The sequence below is a fragment of the Anaerococcus rubeinfantis genome (genome assembly GCF_001487145.1).
In the GTDB taxonomy this organism is placed as follows: Bacteria; Bacillota; Clostridia; order Tissierellales; family Peptoniphilaceae; genus Anaerococcus; species Anaerococcus rubeinfantis.
This window is the reverse complement of sequence record NZ_LN913016.1, coordinates 523,608-541,857: the sequence shown is the minus strand read 5'-3', so window position 1 is coordinate 541,857 and position 18,250 is coordinate 523,608. Positions and strand designations below refer to the sequence as shown.

18 protein-coding genes are annotated in these 18,250 nt (G+C 27.3%); 6 read left to right on the top strand and 12 right to left on the bottom strand.

Annotated elements, in window-relative coordinates:
• Positions 1-32 precede the first annotated feature (32 nt).
• Positions 33-2,936, top strand: coding sequence for a transglycosylase domain-containing protein (locus tag BN3265_RS03490; RefSeq protein WP_058990174.1), 2,904 nt, complete (start codon positions 33-35; stop codon positions 2,934-2,936).
• Positions 2,937-2,979: 43 nt separating this feature from the next.
• On the opposite strand, the gene BN3265_RS03485 is transcribed toward BN3265_RS03490, so the two are convergent.
• The 3 genes from BN3265_RS03485 to BN3265_RS03475 all read right to left on the bottom strand — a co-directional run bounded on the left by BN3265_RS03485 (position 2,980) and on the right by BN3265_RS03475 (position 4,714).
• Entirely contained in the window at positions 2,980-3,486 is a 507-nt protein-coding gene (locus tag BN3265_RS03485; RefSeq protein WP_058990173.1) for an AAA family ATPase, read from the bottom strand.
• Positions 3,487-3,536: 50 nt separating this feature from the next.
• Positions 3,537-4,403: a thymidylate synthase gene (gene thyA, locus BN3265_RS03480; RefSeq protein ID WP_058990172.1), complete on the bottom strand. Its 867-nt coding sequence runs from the start codon at positions 4,401-4,403 to the stop codon at positions 3,537-3,539.
• A 65-nt stretch (positions 4,404-4,468) separates the two neighbouring features.
• Positions 4,469-4,714, bottom strand: coding sequence for a GlsB/YeaQ/YmgE family stress response membrane protein (locus BN3265_RS03475; protein WP_058990171.1), 246 nt, complete (start codon positions 4,712-4,714; stop codon positions 4,469-4,471).
• Positions 4,715-4,877: 163 nt separating this feature from the next.
• Here BN3265_RS03475 and BN3265_RS03470 point away from each other — a divergent pair, with 163 nt between their 5' ends.
• The 3 genes from BN3265_RS03470 (at position 4,878) to BN3265_RS03460 (ending at position 8,352) form a co-directional block, all read left to right on the top strand.
• Positions 4,878-5,591: a response regulator transcription factor gene (locus BN3265_RS03470; RefSeq protein WP_058990170.1), complete on the top strand. Its 714-nt coding sequence runs from the start codon at positions 4,878-4,880 to the stop codon at positions 5,589-5,591.
• Positions 5,572-6,888: a sensor histidine kinase gene (locus tag BN3265_RS03465; RefSeq protein WP_058990169.1), complete on the top strand. Its 1,317-nt coding sequence runs from the start codon at positions 5,572-5,574 to the stop codon at positions 6,886-6,888. The genes BN3265_RS03470 and BN3265_RS03465 overlap by 20 nt, the downstream gene beginning before the upstream one ends.
• Before the next feature lie 69 nt (positions 6,889-6,957).
• Entirely contained in the window at positions 6,958-8,352 is a 1,395-nt protein-coding gene (locus BN3265_RS03460) for a hypothetical protein (protein WP_058990168.1), read from the top strand.
• Positions 8,353-8,406: 54 nt separating this feature from the next.
• On the opposite strand, the gene BN3265_RS03455 is transcribed toward BN3265_RS03460, so the two are convergent.
• A complete protein-coding gene (locus BN3265_RS03455; protein WP_058990167.1) occupies positions 8,407-9,477 on the bottom strand; it encodes a hypothetical protein in 1,071 nt (356 codons plus the stop codon).
• Positions 9,478-9,649: 172 nt separating this feature from the next.
• On the bottom strand, positions 9,650-10,585 hold the full coding sequence (locus tag BN3265_RS03450; RefSeq protein WP_058990166.1) for a hypothetical protein: 936 nt from the start codon (positions 10,583-10,585) through the stop codon (positions 9,650-9,652).
• Positions 10,586-10,741: 156 nt separating this feature from the next.
• On the opposite strand from BN3265_RS03450, the gene wrbA reads away from it, so the two are divergent.
• The gene (gene wrbA, locus BN3265_RS03445; RefSeq protein ID WP_058990165.1) at positions 10,742-11,332 is read left to right on the top strand and encodes an NAD(P)H:quinone oxidoreductase; all 591 of its coding nucleotides are present in this window, start codon (positions 10,742-10,744) and stop codon (positions 11,330-11,332) included.
• Between the two features lie 226 nt (positions 11,333-11,558).
• Here wrbA and BN3265_RS09730 read toward each other — a convergent pair whose 3' ends face one another.
• Both BN3265_RS09730 and BN3265_RS03440 read right to left on the bottom strand, forming a co-directional pair.
• On the bottom strand, positions 11,559-11,687 hold the full coding sequence (locus BN3265_RS09730; RefSeq protein WP_280641732.1) for an LDCC motif putative metal-binding protein: 129 nt from the start codon (positions 11,685-11,687) through the stop codon (positions 11,559-11,561).
• Positions 11,688-11,768: 81 nt separating this feature from the next.
• Positions 11,769-12,260, bottom strand: coding sequence for a macro domain-containing protein (locus BN3265_RS03440; protein ID WP_058990164.1), 492 nt, complete (start codon positions 12,258-12,260; stop codon positions 11,769-11,771).
• Positions 12,261-12,442: 182 nt separating this feature from the next.
• Between BN3265_RS03440 and BN3265_RS03435 the strand changes: the two genes are divergently transcribed.
• A complete protein-coding gene (locus tag BN3265_RS03435; RefSeq protein ID WP_058990163.1) occupies positions 12,443-12,715 on the top strand; it encodes a YkvA family protein in 273 nt (90 codons plus the stop codon).
• Between the two features lie 73 nt (positions 12,716-12,788).
• Here the strand turns inward: BN3265_RS03435 and BN3265_RS03430 are convergent, their stop codons facing one another.
• From BN3265_RS03430 to BN3265_RS03410, 5 genes are all read right to left on the bottom strand, one after another.
• Positions 12,789-14,420 carry a hypothetical protein gene (locus tag BN3265_RS03430; protein ID WP_058990162.1) on the bottom strand — a complete coding sequence of 544 codons (1,632 nt, stop codon included), beginning with the start codon at positions 14,418-14,420 and terminating at the stop codon, positions 12,789-12,791.
• Positions 14,413-15,168, bottom strand: a complete 756-nt coding sequence (locus BN3265_RS03425; protein ID WP_058990161.1) for an ABC transporter ATP-binding protein — start codon at positions 15,166-15,168, stop codon at positions 14,413-14,415. Before BN3265_RS03425 ends, BN3265_RS03430 begins: the two co-directional genes overlap by 8 nt.
• Before the next feature lie 112 nt (positions 15,169-15,280).
• The gene (gene pcp, locus BN3265_RS03420; RefSeq protein ID WP_058990160.1) at positions 15,281-15,922 is read right to left on the bottom strand and encodes a pyroglutamyl-peptidase I; all 642 of its coding nucleotides are present in this window, start codon (positions 15,920-15,922) and stop codon (positions 15,281-15,283) included.
• Entirely contained in the window at positions 15,897-17,204 is a 1,308-nt protein-coding gene (locus BN3265_RS03415) for an amidohydrolase (RefSeq protein ID WP_058990159.1), read from the bottom strand. The genes pcp and BN3265_RS03415 overlap by 26 nt, the downstream gene beginning before the upstream one ends.
• 38 nt (positions 17,205-17,242) lie before the next feature.
• Positions 17,243-18,250 carry an alpha/beta fold hydrolase gene (locus BN3265_RS03410; RefSeq protein WP_058990158.1) on the bottom strand — a complete coding sequence of 336 codons (1,008 nt, stop codon included), beginning with the start codon at positions 18,248-18,250 and terminating at the stop codon, positions 17,243-17,245.

Here is an 18,250-nt window from a genome sequence, read left to right as displayed (position 1 = left end):
AAAAAATAAAGACTTTAAGCAAGGAGGTCAAAATGAATAAAAAAATTTCCTCTATAGTTTTAAAAGTTTTACTTATAGCTTTATTTGCCTTTGGCATTTTGGCAACTGTATTTGCGGGATTAGTTGGCGGAGGAATTTTCGAGGTTATGAAAAAATCTCCAAAAGTTAATCCAGAAAATATAAAATACGAAATGAGTGAAAATTCGACTATAGTTGATAAAGATGGAAATGAAATTGATTCAATAAAAACAAATGAAAATAGGGATATTGTAGAAATAGACAAGGTTCCTGATAATTTAAAAAATGCATTTGTAGCAGTTGAGGACAGAAGATTTTATAAGCACGGAGGTATTGATCCAATATCAATACTTGGATCTGCTTTTGAAAATTTAAAAAGTGGGTCAATTGTTAGAGGTGGATCTACCCTAACCCAACAGCTTGCAAGAAATACTTATCTTTCAAACGATCAAACTTACGAAAGAAAAATAAAGGAAATTTATATTGCCCTAGAAATCGAAAAATCTTTAAGCAAGGATGAAATACTCGAAGCTTATATGAACAGAGTTTTTCTAGGACAAAATGTCTATGGTGTTCAGGCAGCAGCCCAAACATATTTTTCAAAAGATGTAAGTGAACTAACTCTTGCAGAATGTGCAGCTATAGCAGGAATTGTACAATCACCCACAGAATTTGCTTTATTTAAAACCGTCCCAACTTCCGAAGTAACTAACCAAAAAGTTTTTGGCGAGTTTTCTATTGATGGGCAAAAATATTCAGCAATTTATAACGAAAAACCATTTGAAAGACAAAAAGATGTTCTTTTAAAAATGAAAGAAGAAAATTACATTTCTGATAAAGAATATAAAGAAGCTTTAAGTGAAAATGTAGCAGAACATATTAAACCACCAAAAGATAAAAAACCATTAATGGCATCATATTTTAATACACTTTTGGAAAAACAAGTCGTAGAAAAGCTTGAAGATATTTATGATATTAGTGAAAAACAAGCTTATAATAAGCTTTATTATGGTGGTTTAAAAATAACAACAACAATTGATACAAAAATCCAAGACCAAGTTGAGAAAATTTATGATAATTTTTCAGAATATATTATGGGAAATACTCAAGGCTGGTATAATGCTCCTCTTCTTGACCTAAGATATGATAATTATTCAAATATAATTAATGAACAAGGCCAAGTTTTATATTTTGCAAAATCAAATTTATTAAATGATAATAATGATTTAACTTTAAGAAATGACGAAGCATATTTTGATGAAAATAATAATTTCATCATAAATTCAAACAAATTAAGCCTTGATCAAACAAATATAATTTTGAAAAACTTTTATACTTTAGACGATCAAAATTCAAATCTTAGAACTCATAAAACTGGTTTTATACAATTTAGCTCAAACGATAATATTAAAAAAGCAGAAGATGGCTCAATAATTATCACCGAAGCTTATCTTAAAAAACATAAGGATTTTATAATTACAAATGAATCGGGAACATACTCATTAAATAAATCTTACTATGATATTGATCTTGAAGGAGTAATTCAACCTCAATCTGCAGCTGTTGTAATGGATCATAAAAATGGTGAAATAAAAGCTGTTGTCGGCGGACGTAATCAACAAGGTTTAAAAATTTTAAACAGAGCAATTGACCAACCAAGGCAACCTGCATCAACTATGAAGCCACTTGCAACTTATACACCTGCAATTGATAAGGGATATAGTTTAGCAACTGGAATTGACGATGTTCCTTTTATGAGAAAAGAAAATGGCGAAATTTGGCCGGAAAATGTTTATAAGTCTTACAAAGGAATGGTTTCATTAAGAGATTCAATTGTATTTTCAATAAATACTAATGCTGTTCGTACCTTGAAAGATGTAGGAATTGATAATTCAAAAAAATATTTGAAAAATTTTGGCTTGATAAAAGAAAATGGTGATGATAATTTTGTCACAAAAGAAGAAAATCCAAAAAATAACGATGAAAATCTTGCAGCCATGGGTATTGGAGCTATGACAAATGGAATGACTTTAGTTGATATGACTGCAGCCTACGCAGCTTTAGCAAATGGCGGTGAGTACATTGAACCTCTATCATTTTCAAAAATTGAAGATAATAAGGGAAAAGTTATTTTTGATGAAAAAGACAAAAAGAAAAACAAAGTTACAAGCTCACAAACTGCTTATCAAATTACATCAGCTTTAAAATCAACTGCAGAATATTATCAAACAATTAGTCCTATCGGAATTGATTATGGAACAAAAACTGGTTCAAGTGATAATAATATTGACTTTTGGTCTATAGGTTATAGTCCTTACTATACTGTTGGAGTGTGGATGGGATCTGATGATCAAAATATTTATCAAAATGATTATTCAACAACAAGAGCTGAAGTTATTTGGAAAAATATAAATAATCAAATTTTAGATGGATATGAACAAGCTAAATTTGAAGAGCCTGATGGAATAATCCATGCAAAAGTTGATACAATAAGCGGAAAACTTCCAACTCAAGCGTCCTACTCAGATCCAAGAAATACTGTAAAAGATGAAATCTTTACAAAAGATAATCTACCAAAAAAAGAAGACGACATGCATGTTTGGATAACTGTAGATTCTAGAAATAATCTTCTTGCATCAAGTAAAACTCCAAAGCGTTTCCGAGCTGTTAGAGCTTTCGTAGATAGGAAGAATTCTTATGATCCAAATAAATGGGATGGAATTATTCCTGAAGATTGGAAATATAATATTCCATATAGATATTCTAATTTGGGCGAAGAAAAACCAAAATCTGATAAAAAATCTGGAAAAGATAAGGATGAAGATGATAACGAAAAAGATAAAAACAATAAAAATAGCCAAAATGAACAAAATAACCAAAACAATTTAAATAACCGATTCAATCAAAATAATAGGTAAAATTAAATTATAATATTAAAAAAAGAGCCCTGTGGCTCTTTTTTTATGCTATTGATTGTAAAAATAAATCTTTTTTATTATCGTTGTCTATTATCACAATCTTTTTTTCAAGTTTCAATTTATTTAATTTTTCTAAAATTTTATTTCTTTCTTTCTTATTAAAATTTAAAAGCCAAGTTATATAATCTTTGTTTAACTTCTCTGTCCTATCAAGGCTAGGGTCATCTTCGTTATTTTTTTCTGTTAAAGATCTTTTTACTGATCTTTTCAAATTTGTTACTGGTGGAAAATCTAAAAAAATAATTGTATCGCTGGCTTCTAATCTTAAATCCAAAGTATCGGGATAGTAGCCGTCAAAAATAAACGAATCATTTTCTTCTATTATATTTTTTTGAATAGATAAAAATTCTTCATCACTGATATGCTCATTATCATTTATCCACCAAATTTTATTTAAGTAAAAAACTTCTATGTCAAGCTTGTCTCCAAGTTCTTTGGCAAGAGTTGATTTTCCGGAACCTCCGGATCCAATTATAGTTATTTTTTCCATAATTCCTCCATACCGATTGACTATACTTAAAATTTATTACATTTCAACACCTAAAGCGCTATGTCAATATCATACTTTGTTTGGTCTGGATAATAATCTAATAATTTAAAATCATCAATTGTAAAATCCTCAAAATTTTTAATTTCCGGATTAATTTCAAGTCTTGGTTTGCTTTTTTCATTTACTTTTATTTCCATAATTTTTTCAACACTTGGTATATGTTTTTTATATATATGATAGTTTTGTATAAAATGAACAAATTCTCCTGCCTTGTATCCTGTGACTTGAGCTATCATTCTTAATAAAACGTAATATTGAAAAGCATTTATTCCACCAGGAGCTGCAGCTGCCAAAAAATCTCCACTTCTTTGAATCAAAGTCAGATTTAAATAATCGCCACTTACAGTCCACATTGTTAAAAATGCACATGGAATTAAAGTCATATCAGCCATGTCATCTACATCAATAAGATTCATTATTAGTCTTCTGTTCAAAGGATTATTTTTTATTTGATCGATAAGTCTATCAATTTGATTTGTCATCTTTCCAGTTTCTGGTGACTTAAATTTTTTATTTATTTGATATCCGTAAGCTGTTCCCAAATTTCCTTTTTCATTTTTCCAAGAATCCCAGTACTTAACCTTGTATTTTTCTTCCAATAAATTTACATCATTTGACCTATCTTGATAAATCCACAAAATTTCTTTAATTGCCGATTTCCAAGCAATTTTTCTTAAACTAATTAGAGGCACTTCTCCTTTCTCATAACTTACAACTTGTTGGGGCAAAAATTTTGTGTATGCACTTTCTCCATCTTCCCAAACAGGTCTTACCTCTTTGTTTAATTTTTCTTCATCGTACCCTTTTTCCAAAATTTCTTTTGCAATTTCTATATATTTTTTATCTACATTATTCATGAATTCATTATATCATGAAAAATTTAAAAGAAAAAAGGCTGGTCAAGCCAGCCTAAAATTTTCACCTATTTATTTTTCTTTGTAATTAAATTATAAACATAAATTAAAATTACAGATCCCAAAATTCCTGAAATTAAGCTTCCAATAAATCCTGATACGTTTATATTTACTATGCCAAGTATCCAAGAACCAATAGCTCCTCCAATAATTCCTACAACTATATTTGCTATAGCCCCCATTTGAGCATCTGTTTTCATAATCATACTTGCGATCCAACCGCAAAGTGCACCTATTATAATTGAACTAATCATATTTCTCTCCTTTAATTTAAAATTTGTATTTTCTTTTACTTTATTATAATACCCATTCTATTTGATTTCCATCATTTTTTTATTTTTACATAATATAAACTAAATAATAAGATATATTAAGCTTGAATAATTAATAAGGTATAATAGATTTGAGGTGAAATCAATGAATGATATAAATATACTGATTGTAGAAGATGAAAAAGGTATTTCAAAAATTATAAAATCTTATCTTGAAAAAGAAGGTTATAATGTTTTTCAAGCCTATGATGGAAAAGAGGGCTTAAATTATTTTGAAAATGAAGAAATCGACTTAATTTTACTTGATCTTATGATTCCAGAAATTTCTGGTGAAGAATTAATAAAAGAAATTAGAAATAAATCTAATGTTCCTGTAATTATGGTTACTGCAAAAGTTAATGAAGAAGATATAATTAATGGTCTAAAGCTTGGTGCTGATGATTATATGACAAAGCCTTTCTCTCCAAAGGAATTGGTTCAAAGAATAAAAACTGTTTTAAGAAGAATTGAAAAATATAATATTCCAAGGGCTGACATTATAAAAACAACTGACGGCAGACTTGAAATGGATCTTGAATACAATAGATTTTTTAAAGATGGGAAAGAAATTTCTCTTACAAAAAATGAATTTCAAATCGTTAAAACTTTATTTTCAAATCCAAACAAAATTTTTACAAGAGAAGAAATTATAGAAATTACTTTTGGTTTTGATTATGATGCCTACGACAGGGCAATTGACACTCATATTAAAAATATTAGACAAAAAATAGAAGATAATCCAAAAAAACCATCTTATATTAAAACAATTTATGGTATGGGATATAAATCTGGTGGTGTTGATGACGTCTCTACGAAATAAAATTGTTAGAAATTTTGTTGCGGGTATTTTCGCCTGTATTTTGGTATTTTCAATTGCAATTTCTTACTTGTTAAGTGTTTACACTAAAAATTTTATTGCAAGCACTGAAGATAATATGCCCATACAAATTAAAAAGCAATTTGAAAATCTTCTTGCTGACAAAGATTTATATACAATGAAAGAAAGACTTGGAAAATTTTCTAAGTCTTTAAACATTGATATAGAAATTTTAAATAAAGATAAGGAAGCTGTCATGAGTTTTAAGGGCAGAGATGATGATGAAACCGCTCTTACTACTACAAAAAGTTATGATATTATTAATCCTAACTTAAATGAATATAGGGGCCAGTTGATTATTACCTATGATACTGGAGAAATGGCTGCAAATGAACTTATAAATAATTTTAGAAATTCAATAATTATAGCTATTGTCATATCTTTATCTATTGGAATTGTAATAGCCTTAATTCTTTCAACAAATATAACAAATCCAATAAAACAAATATCTGATGCAACTTTGAAAATCAAAGATGGAGAATATGACATCAAATTAGAAGAAAGTAAAATCATAGAACTTGAAAATTTGCAAAATAATATAAGGTATCTTTCAAGAAATTTAAAAAATCAAAAATATGTAAGAAAACAATATGCCCAAGATATTTCTCATGAGCTAAGGACTCCAATCACTAATCTTCAACTTTATATTGAAGCAATTAAAGATGGAGTTATAGAGGTCGATGATCAAACCCTGTCCTCCCTTCTTGAAGAAATTCACAGGCTAGAAGGTCTTGTTGTAAATTTAAACAAGTCTTTTAATGATAATTCCGAATATTTTAAAATAAATAAAAAAGAATTCGACTTATCACAACATATAAAATTAATTCTTGAAACTATAAAACCAAGGCTTAATAAACTAGATATTTCCTTGATTGAAGAAATTAAAGATGGGATAATAATTAATTCTGATAAGGATAAAATTAGCCAAGTTGTTCAAAATTTAATTTCAAATGCAATAAAAGCAATAAAAGATGACGGTTTAATAAGGGTAAGCTTGCACGAAGATAAAAATAATATTTATATAGATGTGAAAGATAATGGTGTTGGAATTTCTGACGAGAAAAAAGAGATTATTTTTGAAAGATTTTATAGGATTGATGATGCCAGAAACACAAAAATAAACGGTCACGGTTTGGGGCTTTCAATTAGCAAAAATTTTGTGGAAAGTCTAGGTGGCAAAATAAAATTAAAATCAAAACCTGGTAAGGGCTCAACTTTTTCTGTGATTTTTCCTAAATAATTATGTATTCATTTAAGATTTATTTGTATATTTACATAATTATTTGATATATTATAATACAGGTGAATTATGAAAAGAAAAAGAGACAGATATAAAAAAAATCAATCCGCATCAAGAAATAAAAAAGAAAAAGTCAGAAAAAAAGATATAAAAATAAGATCTCAAAGTCCAAATATTAGAAAAAGATCAAAAAAAAGAATGAAAGACTTAAAAAGAAAATACATGAGAAGAAGAATAGGACTTGTTTTAGCCCTTATTTTTATAATTTTTTTATCTACAAAAACTCTTATGAGAAAAATTAATAAGTATGACAATTACACTTATCCAAAATTTAGACAAGAAGTTATGGATTCTATAACTAAGGAAATTTTTGTTGGAAATACTGAGGATAGGTCACTTACAAGTGCAGAAAAAATTTCTGATTTTAATAAACTTTCTTATTATATTTCAAGAAATTATGCTATTGATAAGGAAAATGAAAAAAATTATAAGATATTAATTGATCAAACTGAAACTTTTAAAAAAAAGGTTAAAAATTCTAAATCTGACCAAGAATTTTTTGATATTATTTCATCATATCTTTCAATTTTGGATGATAACAGGACACATCTTCTTGATGTAAAAACTTATAATAGTATTTTCCCTTACTATAAGGAGCACAGAAAATCTCCAAGAGGAAAAATTTTAGGAGATGCCCAAGTTGTAAATAGGTATAAAAGATTACTTGAAAAAAAAGACAAACTTTTAGGACTTGATGTTAAAGAAAATAATAAAATTTTAGAGTTAAATATGACTAACTTTAATTCAAATAATATAAAAGAAGACAAAGAAAAAATCAGACAAATCTTAAAAAATAATCAAAATATTTCTTATATTTTTATAAATTTAAGCCAGAATGAATCAATTGATGATAAATATGCAAATGAAATTCTTCCTTTATTAATTCATAAGGACTACAATTTTGAAAAAGTTGTTTTTTATAGGGGAAATCTCTTAAAACAAAGTCTTTCTTATATGAAAAATAACAAGGATAAGATTCCTACCTCTTCTTCATTTATAGAAAATCAAGCTATAAAATTCCCCGAAGATACAAAAGAAATTAATAAAGAAAACTATATGTATTACGACCAAATAAAAACTGAAATAAAAAAAGATCAAAATATGCCAAACAAAAAAATATATGTCCTAACAAATGACAATACAAAAAACGAACCTATAAGATTTGCAAATATTTTGAAAAATACATCCGATGCCACCATCGTAAAAAATGGTTTTGAAGGCGATAATACAAGAAATGATATAATTTATCATTTGAGATCTGATATAATTAAACTTGATCATTCAGGACTTTTAATTTCAATAAATTCTTCAAAGTCTTTAAATGAAGATGATAAATATTTAAAATACGATCAAATTATAAATGCAAAAGATCCTTACAAAAAAGTTTTATCAATGATTAAATAAAAAATTTCAAAGAAAAATCCTAAAGGAAATCTCCTCTAGGATTTTTTATTTGTCTTAAATATTATTTACGTAATTTTCACCCATTTTTGCTGTATAAACTTCAATTGCAAGTCCAACTATTAGGAATAAAAATACTAAAACAGCTCCTACTGAGGCTTTATTTGATGCAGATTCTGCTCCATCTTTTGCCTTTTCAACATTTTCATCTAAATCTTTTTTAGCATCTTTAATACCATCTTTTGCATTTTCAATTTGTTTGCTTGCTTCTTTTGAAGCCTTGTCCATTCCATCATAAATATTATTTACAGCTTCTTCGCTTTCTTTTGCAGAAAGGCTAGAATTTTTATAAACCTCTTCTTGTATTGTTTCTTTATCTACTGAATCAGTAATTGTTTTTGCTTTCTTTTCTAAAGAATTTGATAAATCATCTAGGATTTCATCAGAATTTTCTGGATTTGTTAAAAGTTCTTTTCCAGCTTTTGCAATTTCATCTTTTGATTCTTCAAGTTGAGATTTTAAATATCCAGGTTGAAGCTCTTTAACATCTGTTTCCTTTAAAGCATCTTCAATATTTTTTTCCAATTCCTTTGTATCAACATCAGAAATAGAATCTCCAACACTTGATAGAACATTTCCTGCTCCATCAGCAGCAGTACTTGCTACACTTCCTGCTATATCTCCACTTGTACTTGCTACAGTTTTTACAGCAGATCCTGCAAGGCCAAGTGCAGATGAAATCATGCTAGTTACTAATCCAAATAATAACATTATTGATAAAGCCCAACTCATAAATCCATGAAGTAAAGATTGTCCTTTTGAAAATGCCCCAGAAATAAAACCAGAAACTGCAAATGAAATTATTAAAATAATTATTGTAGCAATTCCCATTCCTATTCCCATAGATTGGAAAGGATTTTGATTATTTGGTGAAAATATTCCAAGTCCTAAGGCTCCAACAAGTAAACTTAGTACAGTAAATACAGATGCAAAAGAAATCGCACCGGCAATTATTGCTCCCCAAGAAATACTATTATCTTTAGAATAATCGTCCTTATATCTAACTCTTCTATTCTCTCTACGATCAGATATTCTGTCTTTTCTATTTTCTTTTAAGTTTTCAGTCATTTTTTCCTCCTCTTTTTGATTTTATAAAATCATTACTTTTTCATTATACTAGAAAAGTTTTAATAATCAATTTCATTTATATTGTTTTTTTCATTTTTTTAATATTAAAATAAATTTTTTTGATATTTACGATGATTTAATAAAATATTTTAAATTTTTTATTTAAATTATTTTAAAATCTCATTTTTTTATATTTATATTGGCTTTGAGCCTCTTCAATTTCTCTAATCATATCTCTGCCCTTTAACATTTTTTTAATATTTTTAACATCCAAAATCAAAACATCAGCTGCTATAAGCTCATTTTTTGATTCTTCTTTTAAAAATGAAGTGTTAATTACAAGGACAGGTCTTACTCTTTCATCTTTTAAATTTTTAAAATTGTGGGCAAGCTCTCTTGCAAAGCCCTTGTCGATATCTCTTTGAGACTTATAATCTCTAATTTCGATTGCATATCGCCTATCATTTTTCTTTGCATATAGGTCAAATTTATTACTTCTTTCAAAATCTTCTTGGTAGGGCTCAACCCAATATTTAGTATTTTTTAAAGCTTTTGAAATTAATTTTTGGTTGGTCAAATCTTCATTTAACATTCTTAGAGCTTTTAAAAGATTTTTTGGTTTTATTTTGAAAATTCCTGTGGTTTTTGTTTGATCTTTCCCAATAATTTTTTCATCAAAACCAACCATCAAATCATCAACAATATTAAAACATCCATGGGCAATGGCATTTCTAATATGTCTTAAAAGGGATTCCGTCTTTGTTTCCCCATCAGATTGGGTTAAAATTAATTTTTGAGAATTTGTACAAATTCGTTTTTTGTATTCATTTGCCAATTTTTCATCAATTTCTTCTGTAAAAAGACAGTCCTCATCTCTAAGATCCATATAAGTCATAATTTCGACGAAAGTATAATAATCATATTCCTTATTTGAAATCAATTCATTTGATTTTGATTGAATTGAGGAGATATCTGGAACATACCACAACAAATAAGCTATGGCCTCCCACATATCTCTTGACATTTTTATGGGAACTTCCTTATGTATTAATGAATATTCTTTTGGATTTTTGCACTTATCTTTTTCAAATTTTTCTGTTAATTCCATTTTTACTTCCTTTATTATTTTTCATTATAAATTTACCCATAAAATAAATTTTCAATTCATCAAATTAAATAAAATTAAAAATAATTGTTTAATTTTTTTATTTATGGTTATATTTATAAGGACCTAAATGAAAATAAAATTTAAAAGGAGTAAAGAATGAAACTTGCAATTATATATTATTCACAAACTGGCCACAATTTTCAAATGGCAAAATGGGCCAAGGAAGAAGCCGAAAAAAACGGAGCTGAAGTTAGGCTTTTAAAGGTTAAAGAATATCTTGATGAAAGTGGAGCTGAAGAAAATCCAGGATGGAAAAAATATTTGGAAGATTCTAAAGAAATACAAGAAGCTACATCCGATGATTTAATCTGGGCTGACGCAATAATTTTCTCATCACCAACAAGATTTGGAAATATTTCCTTCCAATTAAAGGCATTTTTGGATGCACAAGGAGGAGTTTGGGCTAAAGGCTTATTAACTAATAAAGTAATTTCTGCAATGACTTCTGCCCAAAATAATAACGGTGGACAAGAAGGAACAATAAAAGCAATTTATACAAGTGCTGCTCACTGGGGAGGAATAATTGTTCCAGTTGGATACACTGATGATTCAATTTATGCTCAAGGTGGAAATCCTTACGGAGCAAGCGGAACTACAACAAACGAAGGATTTGCAAATGAAATTGAAAAAGCTGTAAAGGCACAAGCGAGAAGAGTTGTAGAAGTTACAAAAAAACTTGTAGATTAAAAACATAAAAAAATGACCCACTGGGGTCATTCAGACTGTTGACAAACTGCATTTTCACCCATTTCGAGTGAACGTAGTGAGTCGAGAAATCTCATGAGATCTCTCCATGCGTTCGTTACACTCACTTAGTCGAGATGGGTTTTAGAGTAATTTTATTTTTAAATCATTAATGAATTATTAAACTGACTTTGTCTACGCTCTGAATGACCCGCCAAGGTCATTTTTTTTATTTATATTCTCTTTTGTTCATTGAACAACAATCTAATTTTTCATTTCCAAAAGATTTTTTATTTTCTTTTGCTAAATTTTTCAAAAATTTTTCCCATCTATTTTTTATTGAATCAAAAATTTTCATATTATCCCTCCTCGGCTAATAACTTTTAACTTTTCTACAATAATATTTATACCGGAAAAAATTATTTCTTTCAAATTTTACTTATCCCATAATTAAAGATAAGATATCTTTTCCAAAAGTAGAAAGATAAACTTCCATTTCATTATCTTTTAAAAATTCATCGATTGTTCTTTTAGCTACAAAAAACGCATCTTTTTCAGGAAATCCATAAATACCTGCAGAAATTAAAGGAAAGGCTATAGATTTTATTCCATTATCTTTTGCAAGTTTTAAAGAATTTCTATAAGCATCTGATAAAATTTTTTCGCAAGCTTCCTTATACATTTCATTATAAATTGGACCTACTGCATGGATTATATATTTTTGATAAAGATCAAATCCATCTGTAATTACAGCATCTCCCGGCTTAATTGGGGATAAGATTTGGCAAGCTTCTTTTAGCTTTTCTCTTCCAGCTTTTTCAAAAATTTGACCACAAATTCCCCCACCTTCAAGCAAATCTATATTTGCTGCATTTACAATTGCATCAACTTTTAATTTTAAAATATCAATATCAACTACTTGTAATGTCATAATAACTCCTTACTAATATTATAACTTGAAAATTAAAAAAATCATAATATACTAATCTTGTAGGATTAATTTAAAATGAAGTTTAATAAAATTAATTTACAATTACATTTTTTATAGTATAATTAAAATGAAAATAAAAAAACTTAATTTTATTTTATAAAAAAGAAAGTAAGGGATAAATAATGAAAAATAAATTTTCAAAAATAACAAATTTTATACCAGTATATTTTAGGGCTATGAAAGATAAAAATACTCCAAAAATCGCAAAACTTTTGGGACTTGGAGCAATTTTATATGCAGTAATGCCTGCTGATTTGATAAATGATATGATTCCGTTTTTGGGAATTTTGGATGATGCAATCGTCCTTCCATTTCTAATTTATATAACAAGCAAAATGATTCCTGATTCAGTAATGGAAAAAGAAAAAATTGAATATGTAGAAGAAAATAAATAAAAAAGACCTACTCTGAAGAGAACCCCAAAATCTGGAATACGGATTGAGGGGTTCACTTCACTCGGGTCCTTTTTTATTGTTTAATTTTAAAAGTTTTTGGAGCAAATTTATATATTAAAAAACTTGCAAGTCCTACAAATCCTATTATAAAAATTGAAATTATTAACATAAATTTAATCTCTCCAATTTTTGTTGCCAAAGCCGGAAGTCCAAATATAAATATATAATACAAAAACATATTCATTAAAACTAAAACTACAGATTTTTGTTTTCCTTCTTTATCAAAAGGTTGAATTATATAATATTGAAACAAGGGCAAAATTGTAAAAAATATTGCATTTAATAAGATATAAAAAATTGGCAGGGATAAATTATAATTAGTTGTTGTCAAATATTTTATAGCTATGCCAATATAAATTATAAACATAGCCCCCATAGGAATAGCCATGAGTTTAAAAATAGAAGTAAATCTTAGCCAAAACATTTTTAACAAATTTTTATCTTCCCTATAAAAATTGTAATACAAAAGCGATGAGTCACAATTTTTATAAAAAGCCATCAAAATTATATCTTGTTTAAATAAAATATATGAAATTATTGGTATTGCATATATTAAAATTTTATAAACTTCATAGCTCTTTATTGTTAGACTTGAAAAAATAAAAAACACTGCAATTCCAAGAGCAAAAAATATTCCGCTTTTTATTATTGTTGGTTTTAATAGATGTCTTTTGTGCCTTTTAAAAAACAGATTATTTAAATAGACAAAGCCTTCTCCCTTTATTTTTTCATTTTTATTTATATCCTTGTTTTTAATTTTTACAACATTATTTTGCACATCTTTCGAATCTTCTACCGCTAGTTTATATACCCTTATTGTTTTTTCAATTATTTTGTCATAGCTCTTGAAATTTTTAAAATAATTCACAACAAAAGGAAATAAAATTAAATTTATAAAGAAATATCCAAGACTTAAAACTTTAAAATCAAGTTTTATTATTAATACTAACAAACTTATCGCCAAATCCAAAATTAAAATGAAAATAATTTGTAAAAATGGTCTATCTTCAAAAAATGATTTTTCTCTTTTTTCATATATTTTTGTCCAAAATCCCGTAATATTTATATTATAAAAATAAATACCAAGACTAAATAAAAATGTGTAAATAGGATTTATATTTGCAAAAATTTTACCAAAAATCACAAATCCCAAAGTCCTTCCAATAAAAATCAAAAATGGCTCTAAATACAAAAATATATGTGCCAAGTCATTTGGAAAAAAATTGAAATTTTTACTTAAATCAGAAAAGACATTCCCATTATCTGTTAATAATGATGATGTTATCATATTTGTAATATAAAAACTAAAAGGAAAGCAAGTAAGTATAACTGATCCAAGACTTAAATCAAAATCACTCCTAAAAAATAAGGGAGATTTATCAGAAATTTCAAATAATAACTTTAACAGAGTCCTTGAAATAAAAATCGCAAAACCAAAGGTTAAAATTGATTTTATAAATTGCCAAATTATTGAAAAAATAGGAACAAATGTATTTATGATTTCTTTTAAATCGTAAAAATAATACTTATCTCCTAAGTGTTTTCCAATTAAAGGAATTTTTCTTATCCCATAAACTATCCCATTAAAAACTTTGGTGATTTTTATTCTTTCAATCAATAGAAATTTTGAAAAATATCTACTCATCTTCATCACCCAAATTTTCATCATCTATATTTATATCAATATTTTCAACATTTTTACTTGTCAAAAGCCTTATTATTTTATCTTCAAAATCCTTATCTTCTGAAACCATCTTATCAACTTTTTGCAATTTTTTATCATGTAGAAGGACAATATCATCGCAAATATCTTTTGCAAGTTGCAAAATATGGGTTGAAAAAATAATTATATGGTCCTTGTGAATATCTCTGATTATTTTTTTCATTTCAAGTTGAACAACTACATCAAGACTTGTAAGAGGCTCATCCATCAAAATAACCTTTGGTTTTAAAATCAAAAACATAAGCATTTGAAGTTTGTTTTTCATTCCGGTTGAATAATCTTGGATAAGCCTATCGGTATCTTCTATATCAAAATCCACAAGAGAAAAATATTCTTCTACCGATCTTTCATTTTTAATATTTTCTTTATTAGCCTCTACAAAAAATTTTATAAATTCTCGTCCCGTAAGAAATTTAGGAAGATCTGGCTCTGCAACCATAAAAAACACATCCCTAAAATCGAGCTCTTTCTTTCCATTTTCATCTATAAGATAAATATTTCCAGAATCTTTTTTGATTTGTTCACTAATTAAAGAAAAAAGTGTAGTTTTTCCTGCACCATTTCTTCCCAAAAGAGCATAAACAACCCCCTGGTCAAAAGTGTAATCTATATTTTTCAAAACTTCTTTTTTACCAAAAGTCTTGGAAAGATTTTTTATTTCAAGTTTCATAAAATCTCCTTTAATAAGATTATATTTGTTTTATTAATAATATTATTTTTTTAATAATTATCATTTTTATTATAACAAAAAAAGAAGCAAGCTCAAAACTTGCTTCCAAATTTTATGAAATTTTCCCACCAGAAATTTTTACATCTTCTCCATCATAATTAATTATTGTCTTTATGGCAATATTAATTGCTTTTAAAGAATTTTCCAAATCCATTGATGAAATATTGGTTTTATCTAAAACTTGTTCAGGTAAATATGGAATATGGATAAAGCCTGCTCTTATATTTTTATATTTTTTTGCCAAATACAAGGCCTCATACATCAAATGATTACAAACAAAAGTACCTGCTGAATTTGAAATTTCTGCAGGAATATTTTCTTTTTTTATCTCTTCAACTATTTTTTTAATTGGCAAATTTGAAAAATAAGCATTTTCACCATCATCTCTTATTTTTTCATCAATTGGTTTTTCTCCTGAATTGTCTGAAATTCTTGCATCATCAATATTAATTGCAATCCTTTCAACTGAAATTGAGCTTCTTCCACCAGCTTGTCCTATACACAAAATTACATCTGGCCTTATTTTTTTGATATTTTCTTCTAAAATTTCTCCAGATTTTTTGAAAACTGTTGGAATTTCTAATTTAAATATTTGACCTTTATCAATTTTTTCATCAACTTTTTTTACAAGTTCAATAGATGGGTTTATTTTTTCTTTATCAAAAGGATCAAATCCTGTAAGCAAAATTTTCATTTTTCATCCTTTCATAACCAATATGATCAATTTTTTCAATATATTTTACAAAATCAACCAATAGATTGACCCCTCTTAACATATCTTTTTCATTTATATCGAAATTTTCACTGTGGTGGCTGTCTTTTAAATTTGATCCCAAAATAAAATGAACAGTTTTCCCACCAGCTTTTCTTACTTCATTTAATAAATAAGCAATATCTTCAGATCCTTTTAATTGACCATCAACAAGTTTATAGGATTTTTCCTTATAATACTCTCTTAAATTTTTTATAAAATTTTTATCATAAGGCATAAGAGATGGAGCTTGGCCCTTTATTTCAATTTCGTAGGAGCAATCATAAGAAATTGCTGATCCCTTTATAATCCTATTTACTCCATTATACAAGTAAGAAATTATTTGATCATTTTCTCCCCTTATTTCCATTTCAATTTTTGCCCTATTTGCAATAATATTTCTTCCACTTCCTGCATTTAATTTTCCAACATTAATTCTAGCCTCTCCCATAGAATGTTGGGCAAGACTATTAAAATTTAAAACTGCACTTGATGCAGCAAGAAGAGCATTGTGTCCTTTTTCAGGACTTGCTCCAGCATGAGATGCCTTACCCTTAAAAATAATATCAATTTTTTTTGTAGCAAGAAAGCCATGACTTCCAACTCCAATTTGACCGCTTTTTACATCCATGCCAATATGGAGTCCTGCCATATAGTCAAAATTATCAATTATGGGATTATTCATCAAAGAATAAGCTCCCCTTACTCCTTCTTCTGCAGGTTGGAAAATAAAAATTATTTTCCCTCTTAGTTTTTCTTTCATTGATGAAAGAATTTTTGCAAGCTCAATTCCAATTGACATGTGAGCATCATGGCCACAAGCGTGCATGGCAAAAGAATTTTTTGATGAAAAATTTAAAATATTTGGAAGATGGCCCTTTGAATCTGTTTCCTCTAATTCATTTGCATCAATGTCAAATCTAAAGCCAATATTTGGTCCTGGTTTTTTTGTATCCAAAACTGCAATTAGTCCTGTATAAGAATCTAAAATTTCATCCTTTTTTTCTATATCAGAAATTTCAATAGAATTTTTATAAGAATCAATTTTTTCTTTTTCTGGAAGTCCCATTCTTTTATTAAAATAAATTTCTTTTCCATAAAAAAGTTTAAGGTCATACGGCTTTAATTCTTCAATTATTTTTGCAGTTGTCAAAAATTCCATCCATGCAGGTTCTGCATATTTGTGAAAGTGTCTTCTTAATCTTACAAGATCTTCTTCAATCATTATAAATCCTTTTTTTCATTAAAAAAATGAGTCTATACTCATTTTTTAAAAAACATATCTATATCTTCAAAAACTTCCATCCTGTTGTCTTCATTTAAAACTTCATGTTTCATATGGTCATAAGTTTTAAAATATAGATTTTTGTAACCAATAGATGATAAAATATTTTTTGTATTCATTAACCCCTTATCTCCTCCAGTTACATCATCATCAACTCCATTTAAGGAAGCTATTTGTAAATCTTTATTTTTAACTTTGTATTTATTATTTTTGTTTAAATTATTAACAAGAGTAAACAAACAAACATTACTTCTTGCCAAAAATCCACTTAAACGCATTGGATCATTATCTTTCATCCTAACATTTTCTTCATTGTAAGAAATCCAAGAAGAATCTTTTGAAGAAATTCCAGATAAGGCATCAAGAAGATGTGATTTTCTCTTCTCACCCAAATAAAATGTGACAATATTTCCAATAAAAATTCCAAGTTTTGCAATTGGAATATAAGCTACAGTTCCTGTCAAAACTAATTTATCAATAGTATAATCATATTTTTGCAAATAATTTCTGCAAATCAATGAACCCATAGAATGACCCAACATATAAACTTTTTTATCTTTGTAATACATTCTTATATATTTATTTATAACAAATTGATCATCAATTAGTTCATCTTTTTCCTTTATAAATCCAGAAGGATGGTCTTCAGAGATAGATTTTCCGTGTCCTCTGTTATCAGAAATCACAACCGCATAGCCTCTTTCATTTAAAAATTTAACAAAATGTAGATAATTAAGTGAATGTTCAAGCATACCATGGACAATTTGAACAACAGCTTTTGGATTTTCAACATCAAAACGGTTAGCATAAATATCAAAACCGTCTGAATTTGTAAGAATTACCTTGCACCTATTATCATTTATTAAACTTTCTTCTTTTATAAAAAATCTTGACCCATTTTTTAAATCAAGATAAGTTTTTTTCTTGTACAAATAATAAATTTGAGGAAGAAAAATCAAAAATAAAATCAAAATAAAATATTTCAT